Source organism: Sphingopyxis sp. GW821-FHT12F08 (genome assembly GCF_058806755.1).
Genome location: NZ_JBXAQA010000002.1, coordinates 42,659 through 63,471 on the forward strand (window position 1 = coordinate 42,659; position 20,813 = coordinate 63,471).

General features: G+C 67.7%; 19 protein-coding genes. 8 read left to right on the forward strand and 11 right to left on the reverse strand.

Annotated features, from left to right (window positions below; genetic code table 11):
• Nucleotides 1-41: 41 nt before the first annotated feature.
• Both AC1RNQ_RS05180 and AC1RNQ_RS05185 read right to left on the reverse strand, forming a co-directional pair.
• Nucleotides 42-1,553 (reverse strand): FAD-binding protein, encoded by a 1,512-nt coding sequence (locus AC1RNQ_RS05180; protein ID WP_493169465.1) that lies wholly within the window; start codon nucleotides 1,551-1,553, stop codon nucleotides 42-44.
• Nucleotides 1,553-1,882, reverse strand: a complete 330-nt coding sequence (locus tag AC1RNQ_RS05185; protein WP_493169466.1) for a hypothetical protein — start codon at nucleotides 1,880-1,882, stop codon at nucleotides 1,553-1,555. Before AC1RNQ_RS05185 ends, AC1RNQ_RS05180 begins: the two co-directional genes overlap by 1 nt.
• A 105-nt stretch (nucleotides 1,883-1,987) precedes the next feature.
• Between AC1RNQ_RS05185 and rnd the strand changes: the two genes are divergently transcribed.
• The gene (rnd, locus tag AC1RNQ_RS05190; RefSeq protein ID WP_493169467.1) at nucleotides 1,988-3,187 is read left to right on the forward strand and encodes a ribonuclease D; all 1,200 of its coding nucleotides are present in this window, start codon (nucleotides 1,988-1,990) and stop codon (nucleotides 3,185-3,187) included.
• A 3-nt stretch (nucleotides 3,188-3,190) separates the two neighbouring features.
• On the opposite strand, the gene AC1RNQ_RS05195 is transcribed toward rnd, so the two are convergent.
• The 4 genes from AC1RNQ_RS05195 to AC1RNQ_RS05210 are packed head-to-tail and all read right to left on the reverse strand — an operon-like array spanning nucleotide 3,191 to nucleotide 8,766.
• The gene (locus AC1RNQ_RS05195) at nucleotides 3,191-4,675 is read right to left on the reverse strand and encodes a Ppx/GppA family phosphatase (RefSeq protein WP_493169468.1); all 1,485 of its coding nucleotides are present in this window, start codon (nucleotides 4,673-4,675) and stop codon (nucleotides 3,191-3,193) included.
• A gap of 4 nt (nucleotides 4,676-4,679) precedes the next feature.
• Nucleotides 4,680-6,848: an RNA degradosome polyphosphate kinase gene (locus AC1RNQ_RS05200; RefSeq protein WP_493169470.1), complete on the reverse strand. Its 2,169-nt coding sequence runs from the start codon at nucleotides 6,846-6,848 to the stop codon at nucleotides 4,680-4,682.
• Nucleotides 6,845-7,495: an HdaA/DnaA family protein gene (locus AC1RNQ_RS05205; RefSeq protein WP_493169472.1), complete on the reverse strand. Its 651-nt coding sequence runs from the start codon at nucleotides 7,493-7,495 to the stop codon at nucleotides 6,845-6,847. The genes AC1RNQ_RS05200 and AC1RNQ_RS05205 overlap by 4 nt, the downstream gene beginning before the upstream one ends.
• The gene (locus AC1RNQ_RS05210; protein ID WP_493170583.1) at nucleotides 7,495-8,766 is read right to left on the reverse strand and encodes a heavy-metal-associated domain-containing protein; all 1,272 of its coding nucleotides are present in this window, start codon (nucleotides 8,764-8,766) and stop codon (nucleotides 7,495-7,497) included. Before AC1RNQ_RS05210 ends, AC1RNQ_RS05205 begins: the two co-directional genes overlap by 1 nt.
• A gap of 85 nt (nucleotides 8,767-8,851) precedes the next feature.
• On the opposite strand from AC1RNQ_RS05210, the gene purM reads away from it, so the two are divergent.
• From purM to AC1RNQ_RS05225, 3 genes are read left to right on the forward strand one after another with little or no spacing between them, the layout of a single operon-like run.
• Entirely contained in the window at nucleotides 8,852-9,970 is a 1,119-nt protein-coding gene (gene purM, locus AC1RNQ_RS05215) for a phosphoribosylformylglycinamidine cyclo-ligase (RefSeq protein ID WP_493169474.1), read from the forward strand.
• The gene (gene purN, locus AC1RNQ_RS05220) at nucleotides 9,963-10,913 is read left to right on the forward strand and encodes a phosphoribosylglycinamide formyltransferase (protein WP_493169476.1); all 951 of its coding nucleotides are present in this window, start codon (nucleotides 9,963-9,965) and stop codon (nucleotides 10,911-10,913) included. Before purM ends, purN begins: the two co-directional genes overlap by 8 nt.
• A 2-nt stretch (nucleotides 10,914-10,915) precedes the next feature.
• On the forward strand, nucleotides 10,916-11,545 hold the full coding sequence (locus AC1RNQ_RS05225; protein ID WP_493169478.1) for a hypothetical protein: 630 nt from the start codon (nucleotides 10,916-10,918) through the stop codon (nucleotides 11,543-11,545).
• A gap of 5 nt (nucleotides 11,546-11,550) precedes the next feature.
• Here AC1RNQ_RS05225 and AC1RNQ_RS05230 read toward each other — a convergent pair whose 3' ends face one another.
• From AC1RNQ_RS05230 to AC1RNQ_RS05245, 4 genes are all read right to left on the reverse strand, one after another.
• A complete protein-coding gene (locus tag AC1RNQ_RS05230; protein ID WP_493169480.1) occupies nucleotides 11,551-11,751 on the reverse strand; it encodes a hypothetical protein in 201 nt (66 codons plus the stop codon).
• A 99-nt stretch (nucleotides 11,752-11,850) separates the two neighbouring features.
• Entirely contained in the window at nucleotides 11,851-12,273 is a 423-nt protein-coding gene (gene ndk / locus AC1RNQ_RS05235) for a nucleoside-diphosphate kinase (RefSeq protein ID WP_493169482.1), read from the reverse strand.
• A gap of 78 nt (nucleotides 12,274-12,351) precedes the next feature.
• The gene (locus AC1RNQ_RS05240; RefSeq protein WP_493169484.1) at nucleotides 12,352-12,801 is read right to left on the reverse strand and encodes a DNA polymerase III subunit chi; all 450 of its coding nucleotides are present in this window, start codon (nucleotides 12,799-12,801) and stop codon (nucleotides 12,352-12,354) included.
• Between the two features lie 101 nt (nucleotides 12,802-12,902).
• Nucleotides 12,903-14,345 carry a leucyl aminopeptidase gene (locus tag AC1RNQ_RS05245; protein WP_493169485.1) on the reverse strand — a complete coding sequence of 481 codons (1,443 nt, stop codon included), beginning with the start codon at nucleotides 14,343-14,345 and terminating at the stop codon, nucleotides 12,903-12,905.
• Nucleotides 14,346-14,475: 130 nt separating this feature from the next.
• Between AC1RNQ_RS05245 and AC1RNQ_RS05250 the strand changes: the two genes are divergently transcribed.
• The 4 genes from AC1RNQ_RS05250 to rsmA all read left to right on the forward strand — a co-directional run bounded on the left by AC1RNQ_RS05250 (nucleotide 14,476) and on the right by rsmA (nucleotide 20,104).
• On the forward strand, nucleotides 14,476-16,776 hold the full coding sequence (locus AC1RNQ_RS05250) for an LPS-assembly protein LptD (protein WP_493169487.1): 2,301 nt from the start codon (nucleotides 14,476-14,478) through the stop codon (nucleotides 16,774-16,776).
• Between the two features lie 147 nt (nucleotides 16,777-16,923).
• Entirely contained in the window at nucleotides 16,924-18,264 is a 1,341-nt protein-coding gene (locus AC1RNQ_RS05255; RefSeq protein ID WP_493169488.1) for a peptidylprolyl isomerase, read from the forward strand.
• Nucleotides 18,264-19,283, forward strand: a complete 1,020-nt coding sequence (gene pdxA, locus AC1RNQ_RS05260) for a 4-hydroxythreonine-4-phosphate dehydrogenase PdxA (protein WP_493169490.1) — start codon at nucleotides 18,264-18,266, stop codon at nucleotides 19,281-19,283. Before AC1RNQ_RS05255 ends, pdxA begins: the two co-directional genes overlap by 1 nt.
• Nucleotides 19,280-20,104: a 16S rRNA (adenine(1518)-N(6)/adenine(1519)-N(6))-dimethyltransferase RsmA gene (gene rsmA / locus AC1RNQ_RS05265; protein ID WP_493169492.1), complete on the forward strand. Its 825-nt coding sequence runs from the start codon at nucleotides 19,280-19,282 to the stop codon at nucleotides 20,102-20,104. The genes pdxA and rsmA overlap by 4 nt, the downstream gene beginning before the upstream one ends.
• Nucleotides 20,105-20,277: 173 nt before the next feature.
• Here rsmA and AC1RNQ_RS05270 read toward each other — a convergent pair whose 3' ends face one another.
• Nucleotides 20,278-20,793 (reverse strand): tetratricopeptide repeat protein, encoded by a 516-nt coding sequence (locus tag AC1RNQ_RS05270; RefSeq protein WP_493169494.1) that lies wholly within the window; start codon nucleotides 20,791-20,793, stop codon nucleotides 20,278-20,280.
• Between the last annotated feature and the right edge of the window lie 20 nt (nucleotides 20,794-20,813).

Genomic DNA, 20,813 nt, shown 5'->3' on the forward strand with positions numbered 1-20,813 from the left:
AGGCAGGCCGGCGCGCCATTTGTCAAGGGTCGACGGGCGATTCAGACCGTCAGGCCCAGTCCGTCGAGCACCGGACTGCCAAACAGGCCGCGGTGGGCCGGGTCGGGCAGCAGTCGGTCGCGTGCGGCACGCCAGCGGCGCAAGTCGTCACCATAATCGGCGGCGATCCGCGCCGCGTCGAGGTGACAGCTCTTCGCCCAGTGGCGCGTGAATACCACGCCCTCGCGGTCGAGCAACTCCACGACGCGCGCATAGGCATCGGCCGTGCGCTGGCTCCGCGGCCCGTCGAAGTCGATCACCGCATTATGCGCGAAGCGCGCGGGGGCGAGCAGCCCCTCGGCGCGCTCCATGAAGCGGATCGTCACCGCGGTCGAGCCGCCATGCTTCGTATAAACGGCGCAGATGAGCTCGAACACGCGCGCCAGTTCGGCGCGGTCGACAGTGACCGAGGCGTTGAACAGGTCGGCGAGCGGCCGGTGCGTGTCGAGCCCCTCGCCCCACGTTCCGAATACCGGCGGGTCGTCGACATCGGGACCCGCGGCATAGCCCTGTTTCATCGCGAACTGGAGCAGCGCGCCGCGCGCCCAGGGATAATCGTCGAGGAGCTTGCCGAGCAGGCTCAGCGCGTCATAGCCCGCGCCCATCTGGCCTGGCGTAGCGTGCGGATAGTCGGGCCGCCATTCCTCGCGGTAGAGGAAGCGCAGCATCGCGGGCCGTTTGAAGGGCTTGAAAGGGTTGACGATCATCTGCACGAAATCGGGCTCGCGATCGAGCGCATAGGCTGCCGAAAAGCGCCGGAAATCGCCCGCCGCCAGCCAATCGAGCGCAGCGCAGTCCACCTTGCGCAGATTCTGGATCGGGCGGACGAGGAATTTGGGGACGCTGTCGACGACCAGCGCGGTGACGATGCCCAGCGCGCCAACCGGAAGCTGGACCGCCGCGAACAGATCGTCGTCGCGCACCGGCACCGACCCGGTGGCGGCGATGAAGGCGTCGCTCATCAGTCCCGCGGCCGGCTCGATCCAGTGCACGCCCGCGGGCGTCACGACCTGCACCGCGCGGATATGGTCCTGGATGCCGCCGCGCGTCACCATCGATCCGTGCGTGCCGGTCGCGGCGGCGCCCGCGAAGGTCTGCCCGTTGCCCGCGCCGCTGGTCCACAGCGAGCGGCCCTGTTCCTCGAACTTGTCGGACACTTCGTCGACGAGCGTGCCCGCTTCGACGAGCATCAGCCTCGCGGCATCGACGCCCGGGCGCACGTCGTCAGGACCGATGCGGAAGCAGCGGTTGAAGCGGCGCGTATGGAGCAGCCAGGCCTGCGAACAGATGTTGACGTTGGAGGGCGACCAGCCCGCGCCGAGCGGCCGCACGCGCTTGCCTGCCGCCTGCGCCTCGACCAGCCATTGGTGCACCGCCGCCGCCGAGGCCGCTAGTTCGTCACGCCCGCGCGGCGCGGCGCCGCTGCGCAGCGCATAGCGGACCGCGCCTTCGCAAACCCCGGTGCCATGGTAATTGGTCCAGTCGGTCGCGTCGCCGAGCCTCACGATCGGCATCACGCGTCTCCCAGCGGCTGGATGCCGGCGTGAGCGCGCCAGGTGACGGTGACCGGGCGCATCGCGCCGAAGGTAACGAGCGCAGTCAGCACCTGCTTTCGCGTCGCATAGACGCGCACGTCGCACAGGCCATGATCGGATTCGGGCGTGACGAACGGCTGATGCGACTCGGCGGCGAAGCCCCACCAGCGCATCGTCACCGTCATCCGCTCCTCGTCGAGCGGCCGCGGATTGGCGATCGACACGAAAATGTCGGCCTGCCCCGCCAGATATTGCCCGAAAAGCAGCGCGAATCCGAGCGCTGCCAGCCCCCAACCGACCCAATGCATGTCGATACCCCTTCGCGTTTCCGGCCGGTTTTCCGGCTCCACGACCCCGAAGAGCTTGGGCAAATTTTCCTGCCCGTCTGCATCAACTAGCTGTATAGGCGCGGCATGCAAGTCCATCCGCTCATCGAAACCAGCGCCGCGCTCGTCGACTTCTGCAATTTGATCAAGGACAGCGATTTCATCGCGGTCGATACCGAGTTCATGCGCGAGAATACCTTCTGGCCCGAACTCTGCCTGATCCAGGTCGCGGACAGCGAGCATGCCGCGGCGATCGATCCTATGGCGAAAGATATGGACTTGGGTCCGCTGCTCGACCTGCTCGTCGACAATGAGGAGATGCTGAAGGTCTTCCACGCCGGCGGCCAGGATGTCGAAATCATCTTCAACCTGACGGGGAAGACGCCGCACCCGATCTTCGACACCCAGATCGGCCAGATGGCGCTCGGCCAGGCCGAGCAGGTCGGCTATTCGAACCTGGTCGAGGCGTGGATCGGCCTCCATCTCGACAAGGGCGCGCGCTTCACCGACTGGAGCCGGCGCCCGCTCGACAAGCGCCAGATCGACTATGCGATCGGCGACGTCACGCATCTCGCAAAGATTTTCCCGATGATGCTCAAGAAGCTGGTCAAGACCGGGCGCGGCCACTGGCTCGACGAGGAAATGGAAAAGCTCGCCGATCCCGCCAACTACAACATCGATCCCGAACAGGTGTGGCACCGGATCAAAATCCCGTCGCGCAAGCCCGACGTGCTCGGGCGGCTGAAGGCGCTCGCCGCATGGCGCGAGCGCGAGGCGCGGACGAAGAACCTGCCGCGCGGGCGCATCGTCAAGGACGAGACGCTCGCCGACCTCGCGGCGCATCCGCCCAAGGACCAGGACGGGCTCGGCCGCGTACGCGGGCTGTCGGCGACCTGGCGCTCGAACGACATCGGCAGCCGGCTGATGGACGCGCTGGCCAACGCCCAGCCGCTCGGCCGCGACGACCTGCCCGACCGCGCACCGCGCGGGCCGGGGCTCGGCAAGGAGGGCGTGCTCGTCGCCGACCTCTTGAAGCTGCTGCTGAAGATTCGTGCGCGCGAGCTCAATGTCGCGGCGCGGCTGATCGCGCGGAGCGACGACCTCGAGGCGCTCGCCGCAGGGCGACGCGACGATATCCCGATGCTCCAGGGCTGGCGTAACGACGTGTTCGGCCATGCCGCGCTCGACCTCGTCGAGGGGCGGATGGGCTTTGCGGTCGTGAACGGCAAGCTGGTGATGAGCGTGATCGACCCCGCCGCCGCGACGCCGATCGACGACGCCGTCTAAAAACTAGAGCAGCACCAGTTCGGGTTTCGCGCCAAGCGCCTGCGCCAGCGAGCGCAGGCGGCGATCGACCGATTCGCCCGCCAGATGATGCCAGCCGGCGTCGAGGCGGAGCACCAGCTTCCCGTCTTCCTGCGTGATGCGGCTCGCCTTGAGCGGTGCCTCGACCCCGCCGGTCAGCCGCTGCGCGAGGCGAATCGCCAGCCCCCATTGCCGCGCGCGCGCCAGCCGTTCGGCGGACACCAGGCTGCCCATCGCCGGAAAATCGCCGTCGGCGCCGCCGAAGCCCGCATGCAGCGCGCGCGCGAGCAGGATGCGGCCGGGAATGTCGATGCCGCGCCAATTGCCGTGCAGCCCGATCTCGGTCCCGCGTTCGGCGCGGAAATCGGGATTTGCCGACCAGGCGACGTCGCTGAGCAGGCTCGCGGCGAGGCGGATGCGGCTGTCGGCCTGGTCCTCGGCCGCGAACAGCGGTGCGATCCAGTCGGCGAGCGCGGGGCCGTGCGGCGCGAAGCGCGCGAGGCGGCGCCCCTCGAACTCGGCGGCGACGATCAGCGGGTCCTGTCCGCGGGTCGCCGCGTCGAGCGCCTGATAGAGCAGCCCTTCGCGCAAGCCCGACGACGAGATCGTCATTTCGGGCACGTCGATGATATTGGCGAGCGCGGCGAGCAGCGCGGCGGCGTCGGGCAGCGACGCGGCGCGGTTCGACGCCATGCCGGGGATCGCCCTTAATTCCTCGAAACTCAGCCGCTGCGTCGCGCGCGTCAGCCGGCGAAGTGCGGTGCGCGGCAGGCTGTGCTGGTCGAGCACGGCAAGCGGATCGTTGGTGAGTTCGAGGTCGAGGCGCGCCAGCGCGCGCCACGAGCCACCGACGAGATAGAGCGGCAGTCCCGCGCAATCGCCCGGCCAATCCTTGGCGCGCAGCATCTTGCGGATCGCGCGCTCGAACGCCTGGTGCCCGTCCTTGCGCAGCGCGGGGAGCCGCAGCACGCCGAGCGGGAAGCTGTTGCGGCGCCCGACCTGACCGTTCGACACCTGCGCGAGTTCGAGGCTGCCACCGCCGAGATCGACCGCGATGCCGTGCGCGTCGGGGATCGCTGCGACCACCCCATAACCCGCCGCCTCGGCCTCCTCCTGCCCCGACAGCAGGCGAATTGTCAGGCCCGCTTCGGCCGCTCCGGCGATGAAATCGGGGCCGTTGGGCGCGTCGCGCACCGCGGCGGTCGCGACGCATTGCAGGTCCTGCACCTCCATGTGCCGCGCGAGCAGCGCGTAACGGCGCAGCGCATAGAGGCCGCGTTCGGCGTCTTCGGGCGCGATGCGGCCGTCGATCGCGAGGCCACGGCCGAGGCCGGCGGCGACTTTTTCGTTGAAGATCACCGCCGGCGCGCGTGGCGGGCCTTCATAGACAACGAGGCGGACCGAGTTTGAGCCGATGTCGATGACCGCCGAGCGGTGGACCTTGGTGACGGGCGTTCGGCGGAAGGGCAATGGCTCAATCTTCGCGCATGTCGAGGATGAGCGTCGGCACGTCCTGGCGCTGATGGAGCGCGGTGCCGCGGCCCGACAGCGACGGGTTCGTCATGAAATAATGATGCAAGTTAAAAGGCTTGTCGTCCGGAGTTAAGCGCATGTAGGTGCCATCGGGTTGCAGCACCCAGCTTTGTTCATTGTCGATGAGGTTCGCGACGAGCACCTGGTCCAGAATCTGGTCGTGGACGGTCGGATTCTCGATCGGGATCATATATTCGACGCGGCGGTCGAAGTTGCGCGGCATCCAGTCGGCGCTGGAGATATAGAGCTTGGCGTTGCGGTTCGGCAGCGCCGCGCCGTTCGCGAAGGCCCAGACGCGGCTGTGCTCGAGGAAGCGGCCGACGACCGACTTGACGCGGATCGTCTCCGACAGGCCGGGCACGCCGGGGCGCAGGCAACAGATGCCGCGCACGACGAGCTCGACCGGCACCCCCGCCGCGCTCGCCTCGTAGAGCCTGTCGATGATGTCGGGGTCGACGAGGCTGTTCATCTTCGCCCAGACCCCCGACGGCAGGCCCGCCTTCGCCGCCGCGGTCTCGGCATCGATCAATTCGCTGAGATGCCGGCGCATGTTGAGCGGCGACATGGTGATCATGTCGAGCCGCTCGGGCTCGACATAGCCGGTGATGTAGTTGAACAATTGCGCGGCATCGCGCCCCGCGCGCGGATCGGCGGTGAAGAAGCTCAAATCGGTATAGATGCGCGCGGTGACGGGGTGGTAATTGCCGGTGCCGAAGTGGCAATAAGTCTTGTACCCCTGCCCTTCGCGGCGCACGACCATCGAAATCTTGGCGTGGGTCTTCCACTCGATGAAGCCGTAGACGACCTGCACCCCCGCGCGTTCGAGCTGGTTCGCCCAGAGCAGATTCTGCTCCTCGTCGAAGCGTGCCTTGAGCTCGACCACTGCGGTCACCGACTTGCCCGCCTCCGCCGCCTCGATCAGCGCGCGGATTACCGGTGACTGGTTGCCCGCGCGGTAGAGCGTCTGCTTGATCGCGACGACGTCGGGGTCGGCCGCCGCCTGGCGCAGGAAGGAGAGCACGACGTCGAAGCTCTCATAGGGATGGTGGACGAGGATGTCCTTCGAGCGGATCGCCGCGAAACAGTCGCCGCCATGTTCGCGGATGCGTTCGGGGAAGCGCGCCGAGAAGGCGGGGAATTTGAGGTCGGGGCGGTCGACGTCGACCAGCGCCGACAGCGCCGCGAGGCCAACGAACCCGTCGATCTTGGCGACGATCGCCTCATGCCCCTGGATATCGGCGTTGAGCACTGCGGCGAGTTCGCCGGGCATGTCGGCTTCGAGTTCGAGCAGGATGACGCGGCCGCGGCGGCGGCGGCGGATCGCAGTGCGGAACAGCCGGACGAGATCCTCCGCCTCTTCCTCGAGTTCGATGTCGCTGTCGCGGATGATGCGGAACACCCCGCGCGATCGGATTCGATAGCCCGGGAACAAGGTGTCGCCGAACAATTCGATCAGATATTCGATCGGGACGAACGCCGACGGTTCGCCCGGCACCGGCACGAAGCGCGCCAGTGCCGACGGGATCATCACCAGTTCGCGGATATTCTCGCCACCCGCCTTGCGTTCGAGGTCGAAAATAACCCCGAGGCCGCGGTTGGGGATGAAGGGAAAGGGATGCGCCGGATCGAGCACCTGCGGCGTCAGGATCGGGAAAATCTGGTCGATGAAATATTGGCGGAGCGCAGTGCGGAGCCTTTCGGCGTCCGAGCCGGTGCCGTGCACGACGATCCCCTGTTCGCCGAGCAGCCGGTGCAGCCGCTGCCACTCGCTCTGCTGCTGATCGACGAGGCGATTCACCTCGGCCTCGATCTCGGCGAGCTGTTGGCCGGGCGAACGGCCGTCGGCGCTGGGATCGTCGATCCCCTGCAATTGCTGGCCCTTCAGCCCCGCGACGCGGACCATGAAGAATTCGTCGAGGTTGCTGCCCGATATCGACAGGAAGCGGAGCCGTTCGAGCAACGGATGCGCGGGGTTGCGCGCCTCCTCCATCACCCGCCGGTTGAAGGCGAGCCAGCTGAGTTCGCGGTTGAAGAAGCGTTCGGGGCCGAAACCGGGGCCCGCCGTATCGGCGTCATTGTCGGCGCGAAGCGGCTGTCCGGAGAGGGTCATATATCATTATCCTGTCGTTCGAGCAGATCGGGATCGATCAGCCCCTGTGACAGTAATGTTTCACGCGTGAGACGAACGCCGATCCCGCCGCCGCGTTCGAGCGAGGCAGCGTCGAGCGCGGCGACGATGCGGTGGATCGTCGCATAGCTGCGCTCCATCCGCGGCACGATATAGGAGGCGACCCCCGGTGCGAGCGCGATGCCGCGCTGCGCGAAAAGCGCCTCGATCAGGTCGCGCGCGAGGCAGTCGTCGGGCTCGCCGATCGTCAGCACGGGCACTGCGCGAAGCCGCGATGCCAGATCGGGAAGCTGGATGTCCCAGCCGGCGGGCGGCGCGTCGGCGACGATCAGCAGCGGCGTGCCGCTCGCCTGCGCGGCGTTCCAGGCGTGGAAAATCTCCTCTTCGGAGACGCTGGCGTGCCCGTCGATGACGCGGCCGCCGGTCTCGCGCGCGAAGAGCCGCCCGATCAGGCTGCGCCCCGAGCCGCGCGGGCCGGTGAGCACCGCGGTGCGCACGGGCCAGGTTCCGACATGGCGGAGGTAGCGCACCGCATCGGCATTGCTGGTGCCGACGATCAGCGGGCCGTCGTTGCTGCCCCCGGCGCTCCAGTCGAGCGGGAGCGCGATCTGTCCCGACGGGCCTGCCATCAGCGGCTGATCCGCAGCGTGCTCCCGCCCGCCTGCACCTTGTAGCCGCGCGCTTCGAGCGCGGCCTTCAGTGCGGCAAGGTCGCCGCGGAAGGTCACGCGCATCACCGAGGTGCCGCCGAGCGCGAGGCTGGAGGTCGCCGCCGACTGGACCCCCGCGATGCCGCCGACGGCGCGCTCGGTCGCCGACACCGATTCGACGTCGGGCGAACTATACTGGACGGTGAAGCTTTGCGCCCCCGCGACCGGCGCAGTCGACACGCTGTTGTCCACTTCGGTCGGCAGCGCGTCGGCGTCGGCATCGGCCACTGCGGGCAGTTCCTCGACCGCGACCGGCTTTTCGAGCACCAGATAGGTGTCGGTGCGCAGCACCCCCGCGGCGAGCGCGTCGGTGTAGAGGCGGTCCATGCGCGCGACGGCCTTTTCCATCATGTCGGGCAGCGCTGCGGGGCTGGGCCCGGTCATGGTGAAGCCGCCGATCAGCTTGTTGTCGGGGCCGAAGCGCGCGGTGAAATGGCCGGTGATCGGTCCGCCGGGATAGCTGTATTCGACGCGCGCGATCGGTACGAGCACGTCGGCGGCGCCATATTGGTCGAGGATGACGCGCCACCAGACGCGGCCGCGGCGCCCGATCTGGCCCGAATTGAGCAGCAGCGTGTCGGCGCCGGTGCCCGCGGTGCGGACATAGTCGATCGCGCTCTGCCCCGTATTATACTCGGCCCAGGCGCGCTGCCAGGCGCTGCGCTGTTCGAACACCTGCTGCATGCCGTCGATCGAATAGACGGGGATGACGAGCAAGGGGGGCGAGCGCAGGGTGCGGCCGCTAACGCCCAGAATCTGGCCGGCGCGGACGCGGTCGAACTGGACGCCGAGCCTGGCCACATAGCGGCGCGGGCCGATCTGTTCCTCCTCGACGACGATCGCGGTGACGATGCCGTCGAGCACCGAATCGCCGAGCGCCGGGCCGTCGCTGCCGTTGGTCGCGCGATAGAGCTGCGCCCAGCCCTTGCGCTGCGCCTCGCGCCAACCCTTGGTCCGGGCGTCGTCGGCATTGTCGCCGGTGACGTCGACCAGGATGCCGCTGGTCAGGAAGTCGCCGCTGCTGTTGATCGGGGTGATGCCGCGATTGCCGCGGCCGATCTGTCCCTGCACCACGCCGACGACGAGCGCGAGGGCGAGCAGCGCCAGAAGCGCGACAATCCGCCGGTCGCGGCCGAGCAGGCGGGCGAGGTCGAAGCGGGGAGCGAAACGGGAGGGCGCGGCCGAAATCATCACTTCTCTATGCTCTGCCCCGAACCCGCGTCGGGGACAAGGAAATCATGGCATTTGTCGGCTGGAACCGTTAGTCGCGCGTGCCATGGATTCCAAGCACAACAAATCGGACGGGCAGCCCGCCGGCTACACTTATGCCCAGGCGGGCGTATCGATCGACGCCGGCAATGCGCTGGTCCGTGCCATCGCCCCGCTCGCCCGTGCGACGCGCCGCCCGGGCGCCGACGCCGACCTAGGCGGATTCGGCGGCTTTTTCGACCTGAAGGCGGCGGGATTCAACGATCCTTTGCTCGTCGCGGCCAATGATGGCGTGGGCACCAAGCTCAAGCTCGCGATCGAATCGGGCAAGCACGACGGGGTCGGCATCGACCTGGTCGCGATGTGCGTCAACGACCTGATCGTGCAGGGCGCCGAGCCGCTCTTCTTCCTCGACTATTATGCGACCGGCAAGCTCGACAACGCCATCGCGACCGCCGTCGTCGCGAGCATCGCCGAGGGGTGCAAGCAGGCGGGATGCGCGCTGATCGGCGGCGAAACCGCCGAGATGCCGGGCATGTACGGCGAGGGCGATTACGACCTCGCGGGCTTCTGCGTCGGCGCGGTCGAGCGCCACGAGGTGCTGACCGCCGACAAGGTCGCGGCGGGCGACGTGATCCTCGGCCTCGCTTCGTCGGGGGTGCATTCGAACGGCTTCTCGCTGGTGCGGCGGCTCGCGGCGGACAAGGGCTGGAAGCTCGACCGCCCCGCGCTGTTCGACCAGGAAGTGCTGCTGATCGAGGCGCTGATGGCGCCGACGCGCATCTATGTGAAAAGCCTGCTGCCGCTGGTGAAGTCGGGCAAGGTGCACGCGCTGGCGCATATCACCGGCGGCGGGCTACTCGAGAATATCCCGCGGATTTTGCCCGCCGATCTGCACGCCTTCGTCGATGCCGACGCGTGGGCGCAGCCGAGGCTGATGGCGTTCCTGCAGGCGCAGGGCCATATCGAGCCCGAGGAAATGGCGCGCACCTTCAACTGCGGCATCGGCATGGCGGTGGTCGTCGCCGAGACCGACGTCGCCGATGTGACGGCGGCGCTGGAGGCGGCGGGCGAAACGGTGCTGCGCATCGGGCGTATCGCCGAAGCGCCGAAGGGCTGCACGGTGTCGGGCAGCGCCGATACCTGGAGCGCGATGAGCGCGTGGAGCGCGACGCATCATGGCTAAGGCGCGGGTCGCCGTGCTGATCTCGGGCGCCGGGACCAATATGGCGGCGCTGCTCTATGCCGCGAAGGCGGCGGATTGCCCCTATGAGCTGGTGCTGGTTGCGAGCAACGACCCCGATGCCCCGGGACTCGCGATCGCCGCGGCCGAGAGCATCCAGACCTGGAGCCTCTCGCACAAGGGACTGAACCGCGACGCCTTCGACGCACTGGTCGACGAACAGTTGCGCGCAGCGAAGGCCGAGTTCGTCGCGCTCGCGGGCTATATGCGCATCCTGAGCGACGATTTCGTCGCGCAGTGGGCGGGGCGGATGGTCAATATCCACCCCAGCCTGCTGCCACTCTACAAAGGGCTGAACACCCACAGCCAAGCGATCGACGCGGGCGACAAGTTCGGCGGGTGCAGCGTGCATATCGTGACCGCGGGGGTCGATGACGGCCCGGTACTCGCGCAGACGAAAGTCGCCATCGTCGCCGGCGACACGGTCGAAAGCCTCGCCGCGCGCGTGCGCTTTGCCGAACATCAACTCTATCCCGCCACCCTCGCCGCCTTCGTTTCCCGCGAGCGCTCGCCCGATTACCTCCGCGGCCGGGTGCGCGACCTCGCGCTGGCGCTGCCCGAGGCCGACGAGGTGACCTCGCACGGCATGCCCTGTTTCGGGATCGTGAAAGGCAAGAAATTCGCCTATTTCACCGAGGATCATCACGGCGACGGCAAGATCGCGATATTGGTGAAGATCAGCGGCGCGGACGAGCAGACCGCCTTGATCGAGATGGACGAGGCGCGCTATTATCGCCCCGCCTATTTCGGCGACGGCTGGATCGGCATCCGCCTCGACCTCGGCGATACCGACTGGGATGCGATCGGCGAGTGGCTGCGCAAGAGCTGGCTCGCGGTCGCGCCCAAGAAGCTGGCGGGGCTGATGGGGGTCGCGGAGGAGTTTTGACGATGCGGTTTTTCGCGGCGCTGTTGATCCTGTTCCTCGGCGGCTGCGGTATCGCCGTCTCCGACAAACCGATGCTGACCGCCGCCGACACCGCCGGCGCGCCGCAATTCGAGGACGGCGTCTGGCTGATGCCCGAATTGGACGAAGAGGCGGATTGCGCCGTCGACGCCGCACGGCCGGTTTCCGAATGGCCCGACTGCGCGACCTGGGCGGTGCACCGGGACGGCCAATGGTTCGCGCGTGACGGCGACAGCGGCACCGCGACCAAGACCGTGCCGCGCACGGCGGTGGTGGTGTCGAACGGCGACATCGCGATCGTCCAGCTCGAATCCGAACCCGGCGACGACGGCAAGGTCGACCCGACGCCCTTCACCTTCGTCGCGTTCGACAACAAGCCCGCAGCGACGGCGAAGCTGCGCGCGATCGGCTTCTGGATCGTGATGTGCGGCCGCTACGAGCCCGTCGACGGCGCCGACGACGACGAACCCGACACGCTGGTGCGCTTCCCCGGTTTCGACGAGAAATGCCGGCCCGAATCGGTGCAGGTGCTACGCGACGCCGCAAAGGCGAGCCGTCCCGCCGCGGATGGCCCGCTACCGCAGTTCAACTGGGTCCGCCCCGCGCTCGACTAGCGCCCTCAGTCGATGCTCTTGATCTCGCGCCCCGAATGCGAGCGGATCAGCGTCAACGCATCCTCGAGCGAGCGCGTCTTGCCGATGTCGGACTTGTCGTTGAACAGCAGATTGACCTTCACCCGGCGCACATAGAAGGTGCCGTCATATTCGCCGATCTCGTAGAGATTGCCGCCCTGTACCGCGACCGATCTTGTTCTGGCCATGATCCCCTCCCCATGCGGTCAGACTAACCGCGGCGCGAACCAAAGAAAAGGGCCGCCGGATCGCTCCGGCGGCCCCTTCTATTTGCTATCCCGGCGGGATCAGCCGACGATTTCTTCGGGCTTGAAGAAATAGGCGATTTCGATCGCCGCATTTTCGTCGCTGTCCGAGCCGTGGACGGTGTTCGCCTCGATGCTCTCAGCCAGTTCCTTGCGGATCGTGCCGGGTTCGGCGTTCGCGGGGTTGGTCGCGCCCATGATGTCGCGGTTGCGCTGCATCGCGTCCTCGCCCTCGAGGACCTGGACGACGACCGGGCCGCTGATCATGAATTCGACGAGCTCGCCGAAAAAGGGGCGTTCCTTGTGGACCGCGTAGAAACCTTCGGCCTGTTCGCGGCTCATGTGGATGCGCTTCGACGCGACGACGCGCAGGCCGGCGTCTTCCAGCATCTTGGTGACCGCGCCGGTCAGGTTGCGGCGGGTGGCATCGGGCTTGATGATCGAAAAGGTGCGGGTGACCGCCATGGGAAAGCTCCTGCGTGGTGTGTTATTTGATGCGCGCGCCTCTAGCCGCGCTTTCGCCGCACCGCAAGGCAAGCTTGTCTAGGGGCCCTCGCTCCAGCGGCCATTTTCGTCCTGTTTCCAGAAGCGGTTGTCGACATCATCGCGCGCCGCGAGCGCGCGCCAGAGCGCGCGGGCGTCGTCGATGCGGCTGTTGTCGAAGAAAAGGAAAGTGCGTTCGAAGCCGAGCGCTTCCTCGCGCCATTCGCCGTCGGCGAGTGCGAGATGCGTCGCGCGATTGGGCGGCGAGGCATTGAGCGTGCCCGAAATCAGGATCGGCTCGATCTCCTCGTCGGGCGAGCCCGCGGCGCCGTGCGGCAGGAAGCTTGGCGGCGCGAGCGTCCACAACGCGTCGTCGATCGCCTGCCGCTGCATCGCCGGGCCCGCGACGACGAGCAGGCGGTCGCCATTACCGAGGACGCGCGTCGCGATGGCGGGGAGCACGCGCTCGACCGGGTCGCGGGTCAGGCGGTAGAAGTCGACGCGGGGCATGCTCTCCCTCTCATCCTCACCGTAGCCCCGAGCCTGTCGGAGGGCGTTCACGACGATAGGCGCCCTTCGACAAGCTCAGGGCTACGGTCTTATGGCGTCCTTTAGCCCTCGAAATTATCCGCGACGAAGCGGTCGAGCAGGCGCACGCCATAGCCGGTCGCGCCCTTGGCATAGACCGGGCCGTCCTTGTCGTGCCACGCCATGCCCGCAATATCGAGATGGGCCCATTTGACGCCCTCGTCGACGAAGCGCTTGATGAACTGCGCCGCGGTGATCGAGCCGCCCTCGCGCGGGCCGACATTCTTCATGTCAGCGATCGGGCTGTCGATCAGCTTGTCGTAGGCCGCCGACAGCGGAAAGCGCCATAATTTGTTGTTGCTGGCATCGCCCGCGGCGATCAGCTGGTCGGCGAGGCCATCGTCATTGGCGAAGATTCCCGCATATTCGTGGCCGAGCGAGATCACCATCGCGCCGGTCAGCGTCGCCAAGTCGACGATGATCGAGGGTTCGTAGATCTTCTGCGTCCAGGTCACCGCGTCGCAGAGCACGAGGCGCCCTTCCGCGTCGGTGTTGAGCACCTCGACCGTCTGGCCCGACATGGTGGTGACGATGTCGCCGGGGCGCATCGCATTGCCGTCGGGCATATTTTCGACGAGCCCGACGATGCCGACGACATTCGCCTTGGCCTTGCGCCCCGCGATCGCCTTCATCGCGCCCGCGACCGCGCCCGCGCCGCCCATGTCCCATTTCATCATGTCCATGCCCGCGGCGGGCTTGATGCTGATGCCGCCGGTGTCGAAGGTCACGCCCTTGCCGACGAAGGCGATCGGCTTGGCGCCCAGCTCGCCGCCGTTCCAGCGCATCGCGAGCAGCCGCGGCGGGCGCGTCGAGCCCTGCGCGACGCCGAGCAGCGCGCCCATGCCGAGCGCCTTCATCTGGCGCTCGTCGAGCACTTCGAGTTCGACGCCGAGGTCGGCGAAATGCTGGCAGCGCTCGACGAAGCTTTCAGGGTAAAGGATGTTCGGCGGCTCGGCGACGAGCGTCTGGGTGAAGGCGACGCCTTCGGCGATCGCCTGCGCCTCGGCCCAGCCCGCGGGCGTGCCGTGCGGCGAGGCGATGACGATCGCCTGGAGGCTGGGCTTTGCATTGTCGGCGAGCCGCGTGCGATAGGTGTCGAGGCGCCAGCCCCGCAGCAGCGCACCGGTCGCGAAGGCGAGCACATCCTGGGCATCACTCTCGCCCGCGCTGGCGAAATCGACGTGCACCGTCGTCACGCCGCTGGTCTGCAGCTTCGCGGTCAGCGCCGCGCCGCCGCGCTCGAGATCCTGCACCGAGCCTTCGCCGATGCCGATGAGCAGCAGGCGCTTCGCCTTGTCGCCGTCGATCGCCGCGGTCTCGGCGATCGTCCCCGTCGCGCCGTCGAAACGTGCCTGCGCCGCGGCCGCGCCGAGCAGCGCGCCGAGCGCGGCGGCACCGCCCTTGCGGACGGGAAAGGCGACGACGTCGGCAGACGCATCGATTTGCGCGACAAACTGGATGTTCATGCCTTAACTTTCTTATGCGGTGATTGATTGGAACGTGCCGGACCGATAGGGGTTTCGCTTGCGAGTTGCAAAAACAAAGCGGGCGGTCCAAGCGGGCCGAAGGCTGCAATATATGGGACAAAGGCGGTAAATGAAGGGGACTTTGTTCCAAGGGGGTAGGGCCCGGCCCCGGTGGCTCGCGACGGCCAGCGCGTTCGCCCTGTTCGCGGTGCCCGCCGCCGCGCAGACCGGTGCCGAACCCCCTGTTGTGCCGGCGCCGCAAGGCGAACCCAGCCTCCAGACCCCCGACGTCGCGGCCCCATCCGGCGGAGCGCCCGTTGTCGCAAGCGCGGATCAGGTCGGCTTTGCCGCCGACAACCTCAACTACGACAGCGACACCGAAATCGTCGTCGCCGAGGGCAATGTGCAGATGAATCGCGAGGCGATCCAGATGCGCGCCAACAAGGTGACGTGGAACCGCAAGACCGGCGAGGTCGTCGCCGAGGGCGACGTCGCGATCGCCAACCCCGAGGGCGATACGGCGTACGGCGAGCGCATCGTGCTGACCGACAGCCTGCGCGACGGGATCGTCGAGGACATGCTCGTCGTGCTCGACAACGGCTCGCGCTTGGCCGCGGTCAAGGGCCAGCGGTTCGAGAACGGCAATATCGAGCTCGAGAATGCTGCCTATACCCCCTGCCCCGTGGTCGACGACGAAGGCTGTCCGAAGAACCCGAGCTGGCAGGTCCGCGCGGTCCGCGTGATGTACGACAAGGCGAAGAACAAGGTGCGCTACAAGGGCGCGCGGATCGAGCTTTTCGGCCTGCCGTTGATCCCGCTGCCGGGGCTCAGCCACCCGCTGGACAACCAGCCGAGCAGCGGGCTGCTCGTCCCCGAAGTGCGCTTCGACCGCACCAACGGCTTTGAGGTCGCGGTCCCCTATTACCTCCGCATCGCGCCCGACCGCGACCTGACGATCACGCCGCATGTCTACACCGGCGCCGCGCCGATGGTCGAAGGCGAGTTCCGCGCGCTGACCGACGTCGGCTCGTTCCGCATCAACGGTTACGGCACCTACAGCTCGGTCGTGCCGCTGGGCAGCCCCAACACGCCCGGCGAAAACGACTTCCGCGGCTATCTGGAAAGCGCCGGCAAGTTCCAGCTGAGCCCGCGCTGGAGCGTCACTTACTCGGGGCGCATCGCGAGCGACCGCACCTTCCTGCGCCGCTACGACATCACCCGCGACGACCGGCTGCGCTCGACCTTCGAGGTCGAACGGATCGGCAATCAGAGCTATCTCTCGATCGCCGGCTGGGCGACGCAGACGCTGCGCGCGGGCGACAAGCAGGGGCAGCAGCCGATCGCGCTGCCGATTCTCGACTATCGCCAGCGGCTGACCGACCCCGTGTTCGGTGGCCAGTTCGAGCTGCAGGTCAACACGCTCGCCATCGGCCGCACCGCGGGGCAGGACACGCAACGCGCCTTTGCCGGGGTGCGCTGGGACCTTCGCCGCCTGACCTCGCTGGGGCAGGAAGTGACCTTCACCGCGATGGTGCGCGGCGACGTCTATCACAGCGACGAGAATCTGCTCACCGCGATCCCCGGCTATCGCGGCAAGTCGGGCTGGGAGGGCCGCGGCATCGCCGCCGCCGCGGTCGACATGCGCTGGCCCTTCGTCGGCGAGTTCGCCGGCGGCACGCAGACGCTGACCCCGCGCGTGCAGTTCGTCGCGACGCCGCAGATCAAGAATCTTGACATCCCGAACGAGGACAGCCGCGCCTTCGACCTCGAGGACAGCAACCTCTTCGCGATCAACCGCTTCAGCGGCTACGACCGCTTCGAGGACGGCGCGCGCGTCACCTACGGCCTCGAATGGAACTACAGCCGCCCGGGGTTCAACATCAACAGCATCGTCGGGCAGAGCTATCGCCTGTCGGACAAGCCCAGCCTGTTCCCCGACGGCACCGGCCTCACCGACCGCACCTCCGACGTCGTCGGGCGCACCACCGTCGCCTACAAGGATTTCCTGCGGCTGACGCACCGCTTCCGGCTCGACAAGGACAGTCTGGCGGTGCGGCGCAACGAGTTCGACGCGACGATCGGCAGCCGCTCGACCTATGCCGTGCTCGGCTATTCGCGGCTCAACCGCGACATCGTGCTGCTCGGCGAGGATCTGCAGGACCGCGAGGAAGTGCGCGTCGGCGGGCGCGTCGCGGTGGCGAAGAGCTGGTCGATCTTCGGCTCGGCGATCGTCGACCTGACCAGCAAGAACGACGATCCGCTGAGCGTCGCCGACGGCTTCGAACCGATCCGTCACCGGCTCGGCGTCGCTTACGACGACGACTGCCTGTCGATCGCGCTGACCTGGCGCCGCGATTATATCGACACCGGCGACGCGCGGCGCGGCAACAGCTTCTCGTTCCGCGTGGCGTTCCGCAACCTGGGCTTCTGATGGGCGCGCGCCCATCCTGCTCAGCTTGCGTTCAGCGTCGGATCGCCAGTATAGCGGCCGTAATGATGTGCAGAGGCGCGTTTGCGCTGGACCATGGGGCGTCTCCGCTGATACGGAGCGGGCCGAAACCTACTTTATAGGGTAAAAATGACCAAATTTTCGACCTTGATCGGCTTCGCCGCCGTTGCCGCCATCGGCGTGACCCCGGTGCTGGCGCAGACCGTTTCCGACAGCGACGTGCCGACGACCGCCCTCAACATCCCGGGCAATGTCCAGATCTACGGCGACACCAAGGCGAACGTCTATCGCCCCTCGGCGACGGTGAACGGCGAGATCATCACCGCGACCGACATCGAACAGCGCATGGCGCTGATCCGCATCGCCAACGGCGACGCCGAACTGCCCGCCGAACAGATCCAGGCACTGCGCCAGCAGGTTTTCAGCAACCTGATCGACGAGAAATTGCAGATCCAGGAAGCCAAGGCCGCCGACATCGAGATCGACGAGAATGTCATCAACGAACAGTTCGCGCGGCTCGCGACGCGCTTCAAACAGACCCCCGAGCAGTTTTCGACCTATCTCGCATCGCGCGGTTCGGCCGCCGCGGCGGTGAAGCAGCAGATCCGCGGCGAATATGCCTGGGACCGGCTGCTCGCGCGCAACGTCCAGTCGACCACCAACGTGTCGAAGGATGAGGTCGACGCGATCTACAAGCGGACGATGGAAGCCAAGGGACAGGACGAGTTCCACCTCGCTGAAATCTATCTGACCGCGACCCCCGAAACGATCCAGTCGGTCGCCGAAAACGGCCAGAAGATCGTCCAGGCACTGCAGGCCGGCGGCAGCTTCGCCGCCTATGCGCGTCAGTTCTCCGAAGCCTCGACCGCGGTCGTCGGCGGCGACCTCGGCTGGGTGAAGGCCGGGCAACTGCCCGACACCATGGCCGACGCCGCGCGGCAGATGCAGCCCGGCCAGCTCGTCGGGCCGATCGAGGTTCCGGGCGGCGTGTCGATCATGTTGCTGGTCGACCGGCGCCAGGTGCTGACCGCCGACCCGCGCGACGCAGTGCTCAGCCTGAAGCAGATTTCGCTCGATTTCCCCGCGGGCACCAGCGAGGCCAAGGCGTCCGAACTCGCCAGCCAGTTCGCCGATGCGACGCGCGGCATCGCCGGTTGCGGCGCCGCCGATGGCATCGCGAAGAACCTGGGCGCGACGGTCGTCTCGCGCGATGGCATCGCGATGCGCCAGCTGCCGCCGCCGCTGCAGGCGACTTTGGTCAGCCTGCAGGTCGGCCAGACCACGCAGCCTTTCGGCGCCGCGAACGAAGGCGTCAGCGTCCTCGTGCTGTGCGGCCGCGACCTGCCCAACACGGTCGCCGAACCCAATCTCGAGGAAATCGAGAACCGCCTGCTCGAGGAAAAAGTGCAGAAGCGCGCACAACGCTATCTGCGCGACCTGCGCCGGGACGCGGTGATCGACTTCAGCTGATGCCAGATAGCCAAAACCGACGCCCGATCGCGGTCACCCTGGGTGACCCGGCCGGCGTCGGGCCCGAAGTCGCCGCGCGCGCCTGGGCAGCGCGGCACGAGCATGAGCTGCCGCCCTTCGTCGCGATCGGCGACATCGCTTCGATCGGCGCGGTGTGGAACGGCCCGGCCGCGCGCGTCGGCGACATCGCCGAGGCCGAGCGGCTGTTCGACAGCGCCCTGCCCGTCTGGCACCTCGAGGACAGCGGACCGGTGGTGCCGGGATCGCCCACCAAAGCAGGCGCGACCTGTGCGCTCCACGCGCTCGAAACCGGCATCGGCCTGACCCGCGGCCAGGCAACGGGCGCGCTGGTCACCGGGCCGGTGTCGAAGGCGCAGCTCTATGGCGTCGGCTATACGCATCCGGGACAGACCGAGTTCATCGCCGAACGCTGCGGCGTCACCGCGACCAATGCGGTGATGATGCTGGCGGGGCCGCGCTTACGCGTCGTGCCGCTGACCGTGCACATCCCGCTGGCCGAAGTGCCCGAGCGGCTGACCGGCGAGCTGATCGTCGCCAAGGGGCGCATCGTCGCACGCGCGTTGAAACGCGATTTCGGGATCGAGCGTCCGCTGATCGGCGTCGCGGGGCTCAATCCCCACGCCGGCGAAAGCGGCGAGATCGGCGACGAGGAGCTGCGGATCATCCGGCCCGCGATCGAGCAATTGCTGGCCGACGGCATCGCGATCGAGGGGCCGCTCGCCGCCGACAGCCTGTTCGCGCCCAACGTCCGCACACGCTACGACGCGCTGCTCTGCTGCTATCACGACCAGGCGCTGGCGCCGTTCAAGGCGCTGCATTTCCACGACGGGGTCAACCTCACGCTCGGGCTGCCGATCGTGCGCACCTCGCCCGACCATGGCACCGCGTTCAACATCGCGGGCACCGGCGCCGCCGACCCCGGACCGACGATCGCGGCGATCCGCATGGCGTCCGATCTCGCGGCGATGCGCGAGCGCGCCTGCGCCCCTGCCGCGTGAACCCGCAGCTTCCGCCGCTGCGCGAAACCGTGCGCGCGCACGGGCTGCAGGCGAGCAAGGCGCTGGGGCAGAATTTCCTGTTCGACGAGCAGCTTCTGGATCGCATCGCGGCGCTGCCCGGCGATCTTAGCGGCGCGACGGTGTTCGAGGTCGGGCCCGGGCCCGGCGGTCTCACGCGCGCGCTGCTCCGCGCCGGGGCGAAGGTGATCGCCGTCGAACGCGACGACCGCTGCCTCCCCTTGCTCGGCGAGCTCAGCGAGGCCTTCGGCGGGCAGCTGACGGTGATCGCCGACGACGCGATGGCGATCGACGCCGATGCCCTCGCGGGCGGGCCGTACCATATCGTGGCGAACCTGCCCTATAATGTCGGCACCGCGCTGTTCACGCGCTGGCTGGAGCCCGCGGCCTGGCCGCCTCTATGGTCGTCGCTTACCCTGATGTTCCAGCAGGAGGTCGCCGAGCGGATCGTCGCCAAGGTCGATACCTCGGCCTATGGCCGGCTCGCGGTGCTCGCGCAGTGGCGCGCCGTCCCACGCATCGCGATGAAGGTCCACCGCTCGGCCTTCACCCCGCCGCCCAAGGTGATGTCGGCGATCGTCCATGTCGTGCCGGGCGCGCAACCCGAAGGGGTGAACCCACGCATATTGTCGAAGCTCACCGAGCACGGCTTCGGCCAGCGGCGCAAGATGCTGCGCCAGAGCCTGAAGGGCATGCCGGGCGCGATCGAGGCGCTGGAGGCGTGCGGGATCGAGGCGACGCGGCGCGCGGAGACGGTGAGCGTGACGGAATGGGTCGAACTGGCGCGGGTGTTGAGCCGGTAGCGGCGCGACGCGAACGAAACGCACGCTTTATAACATCGTCACCCTGAACTTGTTTCAGGGTCCATGGCCTGCCGTTTCATCCCGCGCTGCGTCACATTCGAGCTCCGGCCATGGATGCTGAAACAGGTTCAGCATGACGAGAATTATAGGGCAGGTCCCCGCCCGGCTCGTACTCAATTCTGGCTGGTCGTCACCACCGTCTTCGGGATCAGCGCCTCGGCCGCGACGACCTTCTTTTCGGCGCTGCTGCTGATCGTCCGTTCGAGCGTCGCGACCTGCGGGCATTTCTCGGTGCAGATGCGCTTCGCTTCGGCGAGCTTTTCGCGCGCGAGTTCGAGCGCGCCCTTGTCGGCGAGCGCTTCGCCCTGCCCGGTCAGCGCGACGATGTCGTTGGGTTCGAGGATCAGCGCCTCGCGGTAGAGGCCGATCGCCTTGCCCGGCAGCCCCTGCGCGCGCGCGACCTGCGCCAGCGCGACGATCGCGCTGCGGTTGCGCGGGTCGGCGGCGAGCGCGGCCTCATAGGCGTCGACCGCGGCATCGAGATCGCCCGCGCCCTGTGCCTTCACACCCTGTTCCTGGAGCGCGATCGAGACCGGCAATATGTCGTTGTCGGCGCGCTGCGCATCGGAGGCCGTGGGCAGGCTGGCAAGGACAAGACCGGCCCCAAGGGCCAGGAAACTGATGCGCATCGCATTCTCCCATCGCTTCA